Here is a 15,384-nt window from a genome sequence, read left to right on the forward strand (position 1 = left end):
GTCCTTTGCGAACAATGCGTATGCGCAATCATACAAGTTTTCCCCAATGTGTTTGCAAAATAAGACAAATTACCTAATTTTAAGTAAGTGTTGTAAAACTATTACTTTGTCTCGCAGACCGTGCGTGATAAATGTGTAGGCATCTGAACTCATTAGGGTTGAATTCAAAAAACAAGGACCGCCAGTGACACCGCTTCCTCTATTGTCTCAATTAAACCAAAAGCTCACCTTAAACGCACGCCGACGCACGCTGACGCATTGGTTGTCCCTGTTGCTGTGGGGAGGGTTTATTGTGTCTTTTTGCTATGCACTATTTGCGTATACAGATATGAAGCATACGAAAGATCACACGACGCACATTGTTAAATTGAACAATGCCGCACAACAGTTGCGCCAAACGGTGTCGGCTTCCATGTTGAACCAAGACAAAGAGCGTAAGAACCTTGAGCAAGAAGTTCAGCACTTTCGTTATCTGTTACTGCGTACCAAATCGCACACTATCGAAGACAATTGGGATGATATTCAGCAAACGTTGTTAGATGCGGATGCCTTTGTTGAAGATGTCGATAATCTACTTGCATCAATTTACGCCGTATCGAGAGTCACTGAGCAGCTTAAGCATCTCTTGGATTCTCGCTCTTCTCCAGAGCTTACGGCACTGTATCAATCCGTCAGTAGTTATCTTTTATTCGAGCTGCATGGTTTTAATCATGGCACCGAGACTGATCGTGTTGAGCGCTTTAACCGCTATATTTCCGAGATTGAAGGTGAGCTGACAAGATTGGAATCCAACGTTGAACACGTGCAACTTTATACCTTGTATACGAGTTTGGAGCGTATTAATCGACAGTTTGAAAGTGTCGATGCTGTGATCAACCATAAATTTGTTCGTTCAATGACTCAGCAACAAACCTATTGGACAACACAAGTATTGGCGCTCCTTGATAACACGATTTCAGCACTGTTTGTGGCTTTTGCAATGTTGATTGCTCAGGTAATACTGAGGTATAGCTTTGTTAGTACTCAGACAGATAACGTGCAAATTAACAGCGTGAAAAAGGAAATGAGTGACATCAATACGGTTAAGGTCATTCCAATCTATCGATCTTTCTGAACCACTTTTTGATGGCACCATTTTGCAAGAGCAACTAGAAGATGACATGTCAGCTGTTGAATCGGTATTAACCATGTTTGTTGCGGAACACCAAGGTGACGGTCACGCTCTCGAAAAACACGTAGAAATGGGTGAAATTGCTCGAGCCCGTTCGTTAATGCATAACTTAAAGGGTGTTTCCGGCAATATCGGAGCGACTGCGTTACAAGCGTATTGCACGAGCGCTGAAGCGACGCTTAGAGAAGGAATGCCAATCGACCTTGCCTCTGTCAAACAATTTCAAAAGTTGTTGAGCCTCACCATCCAAGCTGTTTTGAAAGATATGGAACAGTCTCATAAAACCACCGTGTCTTGAGGGTTGAACGTGCTTGCGAAGGATCTACCCTGGTATAAAACCATGGGGGTTAAAGCCCTTTGGATAGTGGCTTTGATGCTGACTGTTGTTGTTATCACTATTGTTTATGTGCTGGAAACAACCGGTGACAGCATGGTGAGAGACAGTGCTAACCAACGCGTTGAGGCACAGGTTGAAACCGTGGCTCAAAGCTTAGGGCAGCTATCAAATAACGTTGAGACCATCGCATTGTCACTGGCCAATACCTTGCTCCTTGATGACAACGAAGCAGAGATAGAAAAAAAGCTGTCGGCTATGCTCAGCAACAAGAACATCAAACGCATTGTTGCCAGTGGCGGGTTCTGGCCTGAACCTTACCTTTACGATGCTGAGCGATCAAAAGCCTCTGTGTTCATCGCATTTAATGAAGACGGAACGTATTCACGTATAGAGGATTACAATCAACCTTCCTCTGCGCCTTACCATGTTGCGGAGTGGTATGCGCCTGCGCGACTGTCTCAAGAAGAAGCCTATTGGTCGAGAGCGTATATTGACCCTTACACCAATGAGCCGATGGTGACTTGCAGCGTACCAATATATCATCAGAGTAAATTTGCTGGGGTGGTTACCATTGATGTTCGGTTGGCCGAATTGCAGGCATTCCTGTCTCGAAGTGGGCAGAAATTGGGCGGATATATGGTGATGTTCGACCGAAGTGGCCGCATCATGTCATATCCTGATGCGCTTTCTGGTGATCGCCTAACACCGTTGCCGAGTGTACGCGAGATTGCGAATACCCAACCCGATTTTTCGGAGTTGGCATTAGTCATTAGTCTTGCCACGCAAGGTGAGCGTCTGGTGATCCAAAGCAACCCCAACTTACAAAAGATGGCTAAGTCTATTGTTGCCTCTTCCCCTGATATTGATTTGGGGTATGCACTCTCCGTTGCTGCTGAACTAACCCCCAATCCGACGGTTTTTCAGCCTACAGAGCGTCTGTTCATCCATCGTCTCGAACGAGATCCTATCTTACATGAAGCAACGTTAGTTTTCGGGCGGACGCTGCCGGATACCGATTGGTTGCTGGTTGGGGCATTGCCAGAGCGGTTGTTACTGGTTGAAGCGACAAAACTGAAAAACGATCTCTTTTTCGCCATGGTGCTGGTGGTCATCTTGCTGGTGGCAATGGCATACATTGCCATTCATTCGCAAATCGTTCGTCCTATGGCTCGTGTACGAAGCGCCCTTGTTAGTCAGCGTGGTGATGTGCCTTTTTCCCCAATTGATTATCCGGAACAAGATGAATTAGGCATGTTGGTTCGGGAATTTAATCAGCTCAGTACCAATTTGGTAGAAACCCGCGAACGTGCGGTAGAAGCTGCGCGGGCGAAGCAGTTGTTTCTTGCAAATATAAGTCACGAAATACGAACGCCAATGAACGGCATACTCGGTGCTACCTCATTGATGCAAGATGAGCCCATGTCTGGTAAGCAAGCGGAATATCTGTCTGTTATTTCACATTCTTCGCGCGGGTTAATGTCGCTTATTAACAATATTTTAGATTTCAGCAAGATGGAGTCCAATCACCTGAAACTGGAAGAAGCGCCATTCGATCTTGAACAGGTAGGTAGCTACATTCGAGACCTGATGTTGCCAACCATTATCAATAAACCTCAATTGGTCTTTGATTTCTTCTACGAAGCGGAGTGCCCTCGGCGCTTCTTAGGTGATGCTCACCGCATCGAGCAAATTATGCTTAATCTGGTATCAAATGCGCTGAAATTTACTGAAACAGGGCTGGTAAGCCTCAAGGTGACGGTTGATAAGCAAGGGGGTCGATACACTGGCGTTAATATTCGAGTGTCGGATACGGGCGTCGGTATTCCTAAGGAAAAATACAGCCTTATTTTTGATGAATTTCAACAAGCGGATACGTCCACGACTCGCCGTTATGGGGGATCGGGGCTTGGGCTGGCCATCACTAAGCAATTGATTGATCTAATGGGTGGGGAAATATCTGTCACCAGTGAAGTTGGGAGAGGCAGTCAGTTTAGTGTCATGTTGCCACTCCAAATTGAAAAAGACAGTGTCGAACTAAAAGGTCGAGAGCTGATCAAGCAACACAATGATGCTTTCTCCGGCAAGCATTGCTTGCTGGTTGAAGACAATGCGATCAATCTTATGATTGCCGAAAAGATGCTGATGAAGTTTGGCTTTTCTGTGGACAGGGCAACAGATGGGCTTGCAGCACTAGAAAAGACCAAGACGCAAGGTTATGACATCATCTTTATGGATATACAAATGCCGTTGATGGATGGCTTAGAAGCCACGAGGCAAATTCGATCCTCTGACAGTTTTAATCGCCAAACCCCCATTGTGGCAATGACAGCAAATGTGCTGAAAGATGATATTTGGCGCTGTATCAGCAATGGTATGCAAGGTCATATCGGTAAGCCACTTCGAGAAAATGACATCTATATTGCTTGCATCAAAGCACTGTCTACTGAGGTCGAAGTATAAAACGCCTTGATTGACGTGAGTTTCAACGGGCTTACCCACTAAATGTTGATCAGCGTCAAAGGTTTTTGTAAGCACCTAGGGAAAATAGCGCGCCTATGAAAACTGTATCGATAACGCCAGTGAAACGTCGCCAACCTGTTTGGCTTGTTCGCGCAATGGCGACCCTATATTGCAAACGTATACACCGTGGCAGTCAGTTATGTCCGCAGTGTACTGCCTTAATCGCATTTGAAGAACAGCGTGTTATGCAATGCTGTAATGAGGGAAGCGGCTCGTCGTGCAGAGAATGTAATCGACAGTGCTACCCAGATGCTACTCGTTTGGAGATCAATCACATTGTGCGCTGGGCTGAGCCTAAAATGCGCTTGCGTAGGCCACTGATGGTGGCACGATATTACCTATCTGCACTCTTCAGCTAACTGCTTTTATTTTCCTTTTTCTGCTTTTGATTAATGAATGGGTGGAATCACACCCATTTCTTCTTTTGCATCTCTCAGTTTTGTTTTCTTTCTGTTAATTAATTGTTTCAAGTTGTGTGCTTGTTTGTTTCCTCCACTAAACATATAGGGAGTTAATAAATCGCGTGCCGCATTGGCACGGCTGACACAAGGAAAGAGGACACGGTATGAAAAAGCTAAAAACGATGTTTTCAGCGTTAGCGCTTTGTGCAGGAATGACTGCATTTGCGCATGCAGCACCTGAAACCATCAAATTTTCACATGTGGTTGCTGAAAATACGCCTAAAGGACAAATGGCGCTGAAGTTCCGCGACTTAGTTGCAGAGCGCATTGGCGACAAATACGTGGTGGAGGTTTATCCGAACTCACAGCTTTTTGGCGATGGGAAAGAAATGGAAGCCCTGTTGCTTGGAGACGTTCATTTTATTGCACCTTCTTTGTCTAAATTCTCCAAGTACACCAAAAAACTGCAAGTTTATGATCTCCCATTTTTGTTCAAAGACATGGAAGCCGTAGATCGATTCCAGCAGAGTGAAGCTGGTCAGCAACTGCTGGAGTCAGTCAAAAGCAAAGGTTTGATTGGACTTGGTTATTTACACAATGGTTTGAAGCAATTGTCAGCTAATGATCCGCTCCATGTGCCTGGTGATGCCGACGGTAAAAAATTCCGCATTATGAGTTCAGATGTCTTGGCTGCTCAGTTTGAAGCTGTTGATGCTGTGCCACTGAAAAAGCCCTTCTCTGAAGTATTTACTCTCCTGCAAACGCGCGCCATCGATGGGCAGGAAAATACCTGGTCAAACATCTACTCGAAGAAATTCTTTGAAGTGCAGCCATACATCACTGAATCAAACCACGGTGTGCTGGATTACATGGTCACAACCTCGACCGAGTTTTGGATGACGATGCCTGACGAAGACCGCGCTGTATTGAAAAAAGCGCTCGCTGAAGCGGTTGCTCACGGTAATGCCATTGCCAATGAGAAATCGATGAAAGATCGCCAGAAAATTCTGGAATCAGGTCGCAGCAAGATCATCACTTTGTCCGACGACGAGCGTCAGCAATGGGTTGAGGTCATGAGACCTGTCTGGGGTGAGTTTCAAGGTGAAATCGGTGAGGACATTATCCAAGCCGCAGTGGCATCTAACCAGTAAGTGATAAAGCCCAGGGCTTGTAATGGCGCTGGGCGTTTATCTTCGGAGTAGGAAATGGTTCGGTTATTACACCGTTTTGAAGAGGCAGGCATCGGCCTCTTATTGGTGACAATGACACTGTTAGTGTTTTTCGAAGTGATATTGCGCTTCTTTTTCAATGAAGGTTTGCTTTGGGCGCAAGAGTTAACGCTCTACCTTTCAGCATGGCTAGTGCTTATGGGGGCTTCTTGGGGGCTTCGTGAAGGCGCACATATTGGCGTGGATGCCGCCATTAAATTGCTATCACCCTCGATGCAAAAAGCCGTGACCTTGCTAGCGCTTGCGCTGTGTTTGGTTTACTGCGGTTTGTTTCTTTATGGATCTTGGATTTACCTCAGCAAAATGCAAATGATCGGTATCGAAATGGAAGATCTGCCGATCGAGAAATGGAAAGCAATGTCTTGTCTGGTTCTCGGATTTTGTATGTTGGCGCTTCGGGTTTGCACGATTGGCTATGAAGTATGGACAGGAAATCGTCAAGGTTTCGGTTTGTTTGACGAGGCCAAAGAAAGCATGCATTTGGCCGAGGAACTGGCGGGTGAAATGGAAGATGAATACAAAGACAAAGAGGAGCGCAAGAAATGACCATCGCTGCATTATTTGGCATGCTCTTTCTATGCATGTTCATGGGGATGCCCATTGCTATTGCACTGGGTTTGTCGAGCGTTTCCACTATTCTTCTGTTTTCCAATGACTCGCTGGCGTCGATAGCGCTTAAGCTGTTTGAAGCCACCAGTGAACACTACACCTTATTGGCTATCCCATTTTTTATTCTTTCTTCTGCCTTTTTGTCTACGGGTGGCGTTGCCCGTCGATTGATCAACTTCGCCATTGATTGCGTGGGTCACATACGTGGTGGCCTCGCCATGGCATCTGTCATGGCGTGTATGCTCTTTGCCGCCGTATCAGGTAGTTCACCTGCAACGGTTGCGGCCATTGGCTCTATCGTCATTGTGGGCATGGTTAAAGCGGGCTACCCCAAAGCATTCGCGGCTGGGGTTATCGCTAATGCAGGCACATTGGGCATTTTGATCCCTCCCTCTATTGTCATGTTGGTTTACGCTGCGGCAACGGAAGTGTCTGCTTCTCGTATGTTTATGGCGGGCTTCATTCCTGGCTTGATGATGGGCGGTATTTTGATGGTGGCAATCTACATTGTTGCCGTTGTGAAAGGGTTACCTTCTCAGCCATTTCCGGGTGTGATGTCATTGGTTCATTCAGGGCTTCGTGCGCTGGGTGGTTTAATGCTGATTATTATTGTGTTGGGGTCCATCTATGGCGGTGTTGCCAGCCCAACAGAGGCCGCCTCTGTGGCTGCGGTGTATGCATGGCTTGTCAGTGTGTGGGGCTATCGTGATATAGGGCCGTTAAAAGCCAAGCCTTGGCGTAACGAGGGTGAGGGGACAATCAGCATGTTGCTGCGTAACTTCGCGCTACTGCCTTTGGTCATGGTACGTTCTTTCACAGACAAAGAAGTGAGCAATGTGGTGCGTGATGCGTCGAAAGTTAGCATCATGTTGTTGTTCATTATTGCCAACGCCATGCTGTTTGCACATGTACTCACAACGGAACGTATTCCACACAGCATCGCGGAAACCATTGTTGCATGGGGGCTGCCAGCGTGGGGTTTCTTGATCGTGGTGAATATTCTGCTGTTGATCGCGGGGAATTTCATGGAGCCATCAGCCATCTTGCTGATCATGGCGCCTATATTGTTCCCGATTGCCATGCAGTTAGGTATCGATCCTATTCACCTTGGCATCATCATGGTGGTGAACATGGAGATCGGGATGCTCACGCCCCCCGTGGGGTTAAATCTCTTTGTGACGGCGGGGATCACGGGAGAGAGCATGGGGTGGGCCATTAAAGCGGCATTGCCGTGGCTAAGCTTGCTGCTATTCTTCCTGATATTGATCACTTACATTCCAGATATATCCCTGTTCTTGCCGAACTATCTCGACTCGTTGCGAGGATATAAATCCTAGTTAGGCTGACAAAAATAGAAAGGGCGCTGATGAATAGCGCCCTTTTTTTATCTTTAATTTTAGTCTGTTATTGACGATATTTGATCGGCAAGCCAGTTTGGTGAGCAACGCCGAGCTTTCAGGCCGTGAAGGCCATCAAGGCTCAGCGTGATAGAAAGGGGTTAAACAAGAATGTTCATGACTAGCATTGCACCCAGTGCGTTAATCACTGAAATAAAGATCATGACAGGAATGTATCGACCTTCGGTGCCAATAGGGCCGAGGATGCGACCAAGATATTGCACTTGTGAGCCCATCAGGTAGATAGCCGGTGCCAAAATGGCGATGTGTTCACCATTAAGGATACCTTGGTCAAACAGGCTAATCACCACGCCTACAGCGCCGCCCATGGACATCCATGCACCGATAAGAACGGCTGCAGCTTCACCTGGCAGCCCAAATACGGCCATGATCGGTGAAAACAGCGTGCCCATCAGGTCAAGCGCCCCCGTGATCTGAAGGGCTTTAATGATTACGAATGCCATCAGTACGTTCGGTACTGTCGAGGTCGTTGCGATGGTCCAGCCTTTCTTTGCACCTTCAACGAAAATGTCGGTAATCATTGGGTTTTTAGCTGTGCTCATTATGCTTTCTCCTCGGTCATCGTCGGCGTTGTGGTCTTGTCTTCTTTACCTTCGGTGATGTTTAGGTAAACACGGAATAAATTTGCACCGACGAACTTAAACACAAACATCACGGCGACAGCCAAGCCGATAGAAGACGTGACTGCGAGTGAACCATCCATGAGTACCAACGTGAACAGCACTGCGCCAGACGAGAAGAAGTTGACGATGGTCGCGCCTGCAGAAAACTGGAACATGGTGAAGATATCGGTTTCGCGTTTTGTCAGATGGCCTTCATCTTTTAGCTGTCGTGTCATCGCGGCACCTGCATCGGTACTCTGCAGAGACGCAATCAGTGCCAAACCTGTGTTACCTGGAATGTTCATAAGAGGGCGAAGTAGCGGCGTAAGCAGTTTACGAGCCGCATCAAGCGCACCATAGTGCTCAAGCACGTTGATCATGCCCAAGGCGAACATCACGGTAGGGATCAGTGTCAACGCAAACAGGAAGCCATCACGAGCGCCGCTGCCGCCTTTACCGCGCATAGAAGTTGTGGCGGCTTGAATGCCGTCAGCAGTTTCATTGACGCCGTAAACAACACTACCGAATGATCCGTTCAATGTGGTGAAGTCAAAAACGCCATACCATTCGTTAGATTGAAGTAGTCCAGAAAAGAAAACGACAGCAAAGGCGAGGGCAATGTAACTGCCTATTGTAACTTTGCGGTCCTGCGGGTCAGGTTGCGACATGATGGTTCCCTAAAATGAAAAATTAGTCACCCTGATTGTGCTTAAGTGCGGGCAAGGGAAATTGATTGGCATCAACCCGAATGGAATAAATGAACCGGAAAGCTTTCTTTTGCATGAATGTGAGGTATTGGTCTGCTTTTACGTTAATAGATATGGAGTTAGTCGTTACGAGTAGATTGGAATTCTGAGTTTGTTGGATTAACAGTTCAATTATTTGGTGTGAATGACGTGTAACAATGAAGATGTGTGATCTGGGAAGAAGCTTGATTGTCGGTAATCGGAAAGAAAACAGGTAGAAGACAAAAGAAAGGAAAGTGGATCAAGAAAGGAAAACAAAGAAGGTGCGAAAAGGACCTTCTTTGTGTTGAGTGAGGTGGGCTCTACGTCAATAGTTCGTGACTAGCTGGTTGAAGAAACCGTCGCTAGACGCTCGTCACTTTCAGTGTTTGTCTGAGTCGGCTGCTTTTCGCAAGGGTCAACAAACCAGCCCATGTACGAGGTCAATATGGTGACGAAAATACAGACAAAACTTAGCCACATAAACGGCGCGTAAGATAGCGTCGCAACACCCAAGATACTGGCCATGTAGATGCCGTTGTCACTCCAAGGAACCATGCCAGACGTCAAAGTGCCGCCGAACTCAGCGTTCCGCGACAGGTTCTTACGTTGGTAACCTAAGCGATCATAATTCTTCGCACAGATTTTTGGTGTCAGGATCAGCGATACATACATGGCGGAGCCAAACACGTTACCCAGAAACGCGGTGCCGATGGTTGATGTAGCCAAACTGCCAGCCGAGTTCACTTTGCTTTCAAACACTTTTGCAATGGTTTCAAGCACACCGACTTTGTCCAGCAGCCCGCCAAATCCAAGGCCGAATATAATTACCGCCACAGAACCAAGCATGGATTCCATGCCACCACGATTAAGAATTGCATCGATAAAGCTGACCCCAGATTCAATGGAAAACGGTGCCCATGCCGTATTGATGGCCTTCAGCGGTGCCATGTCTTGAACCACTATCGCCCATACGATACCCAGAACAGACCCTAGTGAAATAACGGGGAAAGACGGTAAACGTAAAGCGAGCAATACCAAGACAATGGCGACAGGGACGAAGCTTAGTGGGGTGATAACAAATTGTTTTTCCATTGCAATGATGACGTCATTGACCTGAGCCATATCGACATTGCCGGCATAATGAAGACCCAGAGCGGTAAACAGAATCCCTGTGATAACGTAACTGATCAGAGCGATTGGCAACATGCCCTTGATATGCTCAACGACTTCAACGCCAGACATGGATGATGCAAGGATCACTGAATCTGAAAGCGGAGACAATTTGTCGCCAAAATAGCAGCCAGAAAGCACCGCACCTGCGGTGACAGGCGCTGGAACGCCCAGCCCTTGTCCTATCCCCATCATTGCGATACCAGCTGTACCCGCGGCTCCCCAAGACGTGCCTGTTGCCAATGCGGTCAACGAACAAATGACCATGGTAGCGGCAAGGAAGATCGACGGATGAATAGCATTCAAGCCGTAATAAATGATGGTGGGGACAATGCCGCCTGCAATCCAAGTACCAACGAGCGCGCCTACCGCGAGCAAGATCAGCACAGCGCCAAGGCCGTTAGATATGCCTTGTGTGGCTGCTTTTTCGAGGTCTTTGTAATCGTGTCCTAGCTTAATACCAAGGCCGATAACGATGAACCAGCCGATATAAAGCGCTAACTGAATAGGCAAATCCAGCTTTGCTGTGAAAGAGAATGCCAGTAAGAGAAACAGACCAAGCGCAGTGAATACTTGGAATAACGAAGGGAGTTGCGCCGAGTGTTTTTGCATATTTCAAACCTTCTATGTCGGGCCCAATGGCTCCTGCCGGTGAAATATCCATATAGGGGCTGTCGGTACTGCCTTCCTGGCGGCGACGCATACTTTATAGAAACTGGGATGAAGAGGTGAACAAGTATTTCGTTTTATGTGACCTTTGAGTCAGGTGCGTTATTTTTCATGATTTACTGTGTCTAATTGACGGTTTATTTGTTGATTTAAGTGTTTTAAATGTGTTTCTTGGCTGTTTTGTTAATGTGTAAATTTTTGTTTCGAACTCACAGCTTGCTCTGAGTAATCGGCAATTTTTGTTTTTTTAATCCTTCATATGACAATTACCAGTGATAAATACTTTTATTGATGTGGTTGGAGTTTTGAGGTTTTTCAAAAACTTTAAAAAACAGAGAGTAATCCCCTATATTTCACTCAACGAGGGGTAATGTCACTAATTCCTTGGATGTCGGCATGATTGCCTTGATTTGCCTCGCTGAGTTAGGCAAAAAGATGCAGTTTTTGCTTGTTATTTGTGTCGTTAATTTTCAAGATAGGGCGAGAAGATTATAACAAGGAGTGTGAGAGCGAATGAAAAGAGTAGGTTTAGTCGGCTGGCGCGGTATGGTTGGTTCTGTACTGATGCAGCGCATGGTAGAAGAGCGTGATTTCGATGTTATCGAGCCTGTTTTCTACAGCACCTCTCAAATTGGCATTCCAGCGCCGAATTACGGAAAAGACGCGGGTTTGTTAGAAGATGCATTTGATATTGATAGCCTGAAAAAACTCGATATCGTGATTACCTGCCAAGGTGGTAGCTATACCGAGGCTGTATATCCAAAACTGCTGGCAGCAGGATGGAAAGGTTACTGGATTGACGCAGCATCAACACTGCGCATGAAAGAAGACAGCATCATTACGCTTGATCCCGTTAACTTTAAGCAAATTCAAGAAGGCATCCACAAAGGCACGAAAGCCTATGTAGGTGGTAACTGTACCGTCAGTCTGATGCTGATGGCCGTTGGTGGTCTGTACCAAGAAGGTTTGGTTGAGTGGATGACCGCGCAAACGTATCAGGCAGCGTCTGGTGCAGGTGCTAAAAACATGCGCGAATTGATCAGCCAGATGGGTGTGGTTAACGACTCAGTGGGTCTTGAGTTGGCAAACCCTTCGACGTCTATTTTAGATATCGACCGTAAAGTGGCAGAAACACTGCGTTCTTCTAGCTTCCCAACATCTGAGTTTGGTGCGCCACTTGCGGGCTCATTGATTCCATGGATCGACGTGAAGCGTGAAAACGGTCAGAGCAAAGAAGAGTGGAAAGGTACGGTTGAAACCAACAAGATCCTTGGCATTCAAGATAACCCAGTACCGATTGATGGCACTTGTGTGCGTATCGGTGCCATGCGTTGTCACAGCCAAGCACTGACGTTGAAACTGAAGAAAAATGTGCCGATGGACGAGATTGAAAGCATCATCGCATCACATAACGATTGGGTGAAAGTCATCCCGAACGAACGTGATATCACGGTTCAAGAACTGTCACCAGCGAAAGTCACGGGCACATTGTCTGTTCCTGTTGGTCGTCTGCGTAAGATGACCATGGGTGATGATTTCCTCAACGCGTTCACCGTGGGTGATCAGCTGTTGTGGGGGGCAGCAGAACCGCTTCGCCGTACACTGCGCATTATTTTGTCAGAAGTGGCTTAAGCGCATCTCGCAAAAATAACAGGTTTGTAAATAATTAAAACAAAGCCGCTGTTCGTCAGCGGCTTTTTTGTATCTGTTATTTGGGATAGAAACAATCACGTTGAATTTTGGGCAAAAAAATACCCCGCCGAGGCGAGGTATTATCATCTTTCACACAAGGTGAACGGAAAATTAAGCAGCCAGGTTCTGTGCTACGAATTCCCAGTTAACCAGTGCCCAGAATGCATTCATGTAGTCTGGACGCAGGTTGCGGTAATCGATGTAGTAAGCGTGTTCCCACAGGTCAACCGTCAGCAGAGGAGTCACACCTTCTTCAGTAAGAGGGGTCGCTGCGTTTGACGTGTTAACGATATCCAAAGAACCGTCTTCTTTCTTCACCAACCAAGTCCAAGAAGAACCGAAGTTGTTGATTGCAGAATCAGTGAATTTCGCTTTGAATTCTTCAAAAGAACCGAATGACTTAGCGATTGCATCAGCAACATCACCCGTTGGCTCACCGCCGCCATTTGGGCTTAGGCAGTGCCAGTAGAAGGTGTGGTTCCAGATTTGTGCCGCGTTGTTGAAAACACCACCGGTAGAGGTCTTGATGATCTCTTCCAGAGATTTGCTCTCAAGCTCAGTACCTTCAACTAGGCCATTTAGCTTAACAACGTAAGTGTTGTGGTGTTTACCGTGGTGGTATTCCAGAGTCTCTTGAGAAATATGTGGTTCTAGCGCGTTTTTCTCGTAAGGAAGAGCTGGTAGTTGAAATGCCATTACTCGATTCTCCATGATGGCGGGGTTTCCCCCTGACATTATTGCTTCCTGTAGATTTGTCTTACACTGTAGGAGTGTTACCTATAGGTGACGTATCTACTTATAGACTGACTGCGAAACAGTTTAGCAAGGTTTTACTTTATTAAAAGAATAATTTTTTAAAAAAGCGGCTGAATTTGACCCTAAAGATTTTAGGCGTTTTTTTCCAACCCTTTCCCAGTTAGAATCAAGGTAATCATCACACTTGGTGTTCGAGGAAGTAATGGAAACGATTGATAAAATTAAACAGCAGATTGAAGAAAATACGATCCTGCTATACATGAAAGGCTCACCTAAGCTACCTAGCTGTGGCTTTTCTTCTCAAGCTAGCCAAGCGCTGATGGCGTGTGGCGAGAAATTCGCTTACGTAGACATTCTGCAAAACCCAGATATCCGCGCTGAGCTGCCAATTTATGCACAGTGGCCAACTTTCCCACAACTGTGGATTGAAGGCGAGTTGGTTGGTGGTTGTGACATCATCCTGGAAATGTTCCAGAAAGGTGAACTTCAGCCATTGATCAAAAACGCGACAGCACGTCGTGACACTGAAGAAAACAGCTAGTCCGTTTTGTCAGTCTGTGACGCTATAATGTTAAAAAGCCGCTGATTCAGCGGCTTTTTTGTGTCTGTTTGCTAGAAGCACTGTTTGAATGCTATAGGGTCATGGCCGCTATCCAACCAAAGGCAATCAATGGCAGGTTGTAGTGAATAAAGGTCGGCACAACCGTATCCCAAATGTGTTCATGCTGACCATCTGCATTGAGACCAGATGTTGGACCCAAGGTCGAATCTGACGCTGGAGAACCCGCATCACCCAGTGCTGCTGCGGTGCCAACCAAAGCAATGGTTGCCATTGGTGAGAAGCCGAATGCCAGCGCAAGTGGCACGTAAATGGTGGCAATGATGGGAATGGTGGAAAACGACGAACCAATACCCATGGTCACCAGCAAACCAACAACCAACATCAGCAGCGCCGCCAGCGGTTTGTTGTCACCAATCGCGTCAGACAGCGACGCCACTAAGGTCTCAACCCCGCCAGTGGCTTTCATCACTGCGGCAAAGCCTGCGGCGGAAATCATAATGAAACCAATCATCGCCATCATATGCACACCGCGGGTAAACACGTCTTGGGTGTCTTTCCATTTAATGACGCCACCAAAGGTAAACACCATAAAGCCGGCTAAAGCACCGACAATCATGGAGCCAGTATAAAGCTGCACACTCAGCGCGGCGGCAATAGCAAAAACGGCGACAACGATATTCTGAGGTTTGAATTCGGTTTTTTCAGGCTCTGCTGCGAGGATCTTCTCTTCAGAATACTGGCGTGGTTTACGGTAACTGATGAAGGTTGCAACCAGCACACCAAACAACATGCCTGCAGCGGGCAACAGCATGGCCTGTGGCACCTGGCTACCGACGACATCTAACCCATTGTCGTGAAGGTTTTTGAGCAAAATATTGTTGAGGAAAATCCCGCCAAAACCAATAGGCAACACCATGTATGGCGTGATCAAACCAAAGGTGAGAACACAAGCAACAAGGCGGCGATCCATATTCAGTTTGGCAAACACATGCAGCAACGGCGGGATAACAATTGGGATAAAGGCGATGTGAACCGGAATGACGTTCTGCGACGAAATAGCTAGCAATGCAAGTGCGACCAGTACCATATATTTGAGTGCACTCGATGCGGCGGCATTGTCTTTACCATGCAGTTTTCGGATTATGCCATGAGCGAGTAAATCCGTAATGCCAGAGCGGCTCAACGCGACGGCAAATGCGCCCAGCATGGCATAGCTGAGTGCAATTGTCGCACCACCGCCCAACCCGCCTTCAAAGGCTGAAATGGTATCGGTGAGTGACAAACCACTGACCATGCCGCCAAGAACGGCGCTAAAAGTTAACGCGACAACGACATTCACGCGCATCAGCGCTAATGCCAGCATCACGCAAACGGAAATGACAACTGGATTCATGATTTCTTATCCCTACTTCCAGCCCAAATGCGGGCCAATATTTATCCCAAAAAGACGAAGGTCACAGTTTGCGGAAATTTTTGAGGTTGTCGAGGGGAAATTGGACGGCTAGGGAAATAAAAAAAAA

General features: G+C 46.8%; 14 protein-coding genes. 9 read left to right on the plus strand and 5 right to left on the minus strand.

Annotated features, from left to right (window positions below; translation table 11 throughout):
- Window positions 1-184: 184 nt before the first annotated feature.
- From AC3CIC_RS04590 to AC3CIC_RS04620, 7 genes are all read left to right on the plus strand, one after another.
- Entirely contained in the window at window positions 185-1,114 is a 930-nt protein-coding gene (locus tag AC3CIC_RS04590) for an Hpt domain-containing protein (protein WP_488515470.1), read from the plus strand.
- Entirely contained in the window at window positions 1,068-1,469 is a 402-nt protein-coding gene (locus tag AC3CIC_RS04595; protein WP_488515471.1) for an Hpt domain-containing protein, read from the plus strand. The genes AC3CIC_RS04590 and AC3CIC_RS04595 overlap by 47 nt, the downstream gene beginning before the upstream one ends.
- Before the next feature lie 42 nt (window positions 1,470-1,511).
- The gene (locus tag AC3CIC_RS04600) at window positions 1,512-3,968 is read left to right on the plus strand and encodes an ATP-binding protein (RefSeq protein ID WP_488515472.1); all 2,457 of its coding nucleotides are present in this window, start codon (window positions 1,512-1,514) and stop codon (window positions 3,966-3,968) included.
- 95 nt (window positions 3,969-4,063) lie between these two features.
- Window positions 4,064-4,387, plus strand: a complete 324-nt coding sequence (locus AC3CIC_RS04605; RefSeq protein ID WP_394212719.1) for a nitrous oxide-stimulated promoter family protein — start codon at window positions 4,064-4,066, stop codon at window positions 4,385-4,387.
- A 206-nt stretch (window positions 4,388-4,593) separates the two neighbouring features.
- Window positions 4,594-5,580, plus strand: a complete 987-nt coding sequence (locus tag AC3CIC_RS04610; RefSeq protein WP_017004798.1) for a TRAP transporter substrate-binding protein — start codon at window positions 4,594-4,596, stop codon at window positions 5,578-5,580.
- A 54-nt stretch (window positions 5,581-5,634) separates the two neighbouring features.
- Window positions 5,635-6,204: a TRAP transporter small permease gene (locus AC3CIC_RS04615; protein ID WP_016958396.1), complete on the plus strand. Its 570-nt coding sequence runs from the start codon at window positions 5,635-5,637 to the stop codon at window positions 6,202-6,204.
- Entirely contained in the window at window positions 6,201-7,604 is a 1,404-nt protein-coding gene (locus AC3CIC_RS04620; RefSeq protein ID WP_017004800.1) for a TRAP transporter large permease, read from the plus strand. Before AC3CIC_RS04615 ends, AC3CIC_RS04620 begins: the two co-directional genes overlap by 4 nt.
- Before the next feature lie 161 nt (window positions 7,605-7,765).
- On the opposite strand, the gene AC3CIC_RS04625 is transcribed toward AC3CIC_RS04620, so the two are convergent.
- From AC3CIC_RS04625 to nhaC, 3 genes are all read right to left on the minus strand, one after another.
- Entirely contained in the window at window positions 7,766-8,227 is a 462-nt protein-coding gene (locus AC3CIC_RS04625) for a YjiG family protein (protein WP_016958394.1), read from the minus strand.
- Window positions 8,227-8,955 (minus strand): nucleoside recognition domain-containing protein, encoded by a 729-nt coding sequence (locus tag AC3CIC_RS04630; protein WP_016958393.1) that lies wholly within the window; start codon window positions 8,953-8,955, stop codon window positions 8,227-8,229. The genes AC3CIC_RS04625 and AC3CIC_RS04630 overlap by 1 nt, the downstream gene beginning before the upstream one ends.
- A gap of 399 nt (window positions 8,956-9,354) precedes the next feature.
- Window positions 9,355-10,797: a Na+/H+ antiporter NhaC gene (gene nhaC / locus AC3CIC_RS04635; RefSeq protein ID WP_394212726.1), complete on the minus strand. Its 1,443-nt coding sequence runs from the start codon at window positions 10,795-10,797 to the stop codon at window positions 9,355-9,357.
- A 570-nt stretch (window positions 10,798-11,367) separates the two neighbouring features.
- Between nhaC and asd the strand changes: the two genes are divergently transcribed.
- Window positions 11,368-12,486: an aspartate-semialdehyde dehydrogenase gene (gene asd, locus AC3CIC_RS04640; RefSeq protein ID WP_016958391.1), complete on the plus strand. Its 1,119-nt coding sequence runs from the start codon at window positions 11,368-11,370 to the stop codon at window positions 12,484-12,486.
- 171 nt (window positions 12,487-12,657) lie between these two features.
- On the opposite strand, the gene sodB is transcribed toward asd, so the two are convergent.
- Window positions 12,658-13,242, minus strand: a complete 585-nt coding sequence (sodB, locus tag AC3CIC_RS04645; RefSeq protein WP_488515870.1) for a superoxide dismutase [Fe] — start codon at window positions 13,240-13,242, stop codon at window positions 12,658-12,660.
- A gap of 262 nt (window positions 13,243-13,504) precedes the next feature.
- On the opposite strand from sodB, the gene AC3CIC_RS04650 reads away from it, so the two are divergent.
- Window positions 13,505-13,843 carry a Grx4 family monothiol glutaredoxin gene (locus AC3CIC_RS04650; RefSeq protein WP_016958389.1) on the plus strand — a complete coding sequence of 113 codons (339 nt, stop codon included), beginning with the start codon at window positions 13,505-13,507 and terminating at the stop codon, window positions 13,841-13,843.
- A gap of 91 nt (window positions 13,844-13,934) precedes the next feature.
- Here the strand turns inward: AC3CIC_RS04650 and AC3CIC_RS04655 are convergent, their stop codons facing one another.
- Window positions 13,935-15,257 (minus strand): Na+/H+ antiporter family protein, encoded by a 1,323-nt coding sequence (locus AC3CIC_RS04655; protein ID WP_488515473.1) that lies wholly within the window; start codon window positions 15,255-15,257, stop codon window positions 13,935-13,937.
- Window positions 15,258-15,384 lie beyond the last annotated feature (127 nt).

It is taken from the genome of Enterovibrio sp. QJM3NY_24 (genome assembly GCF_057786035.1).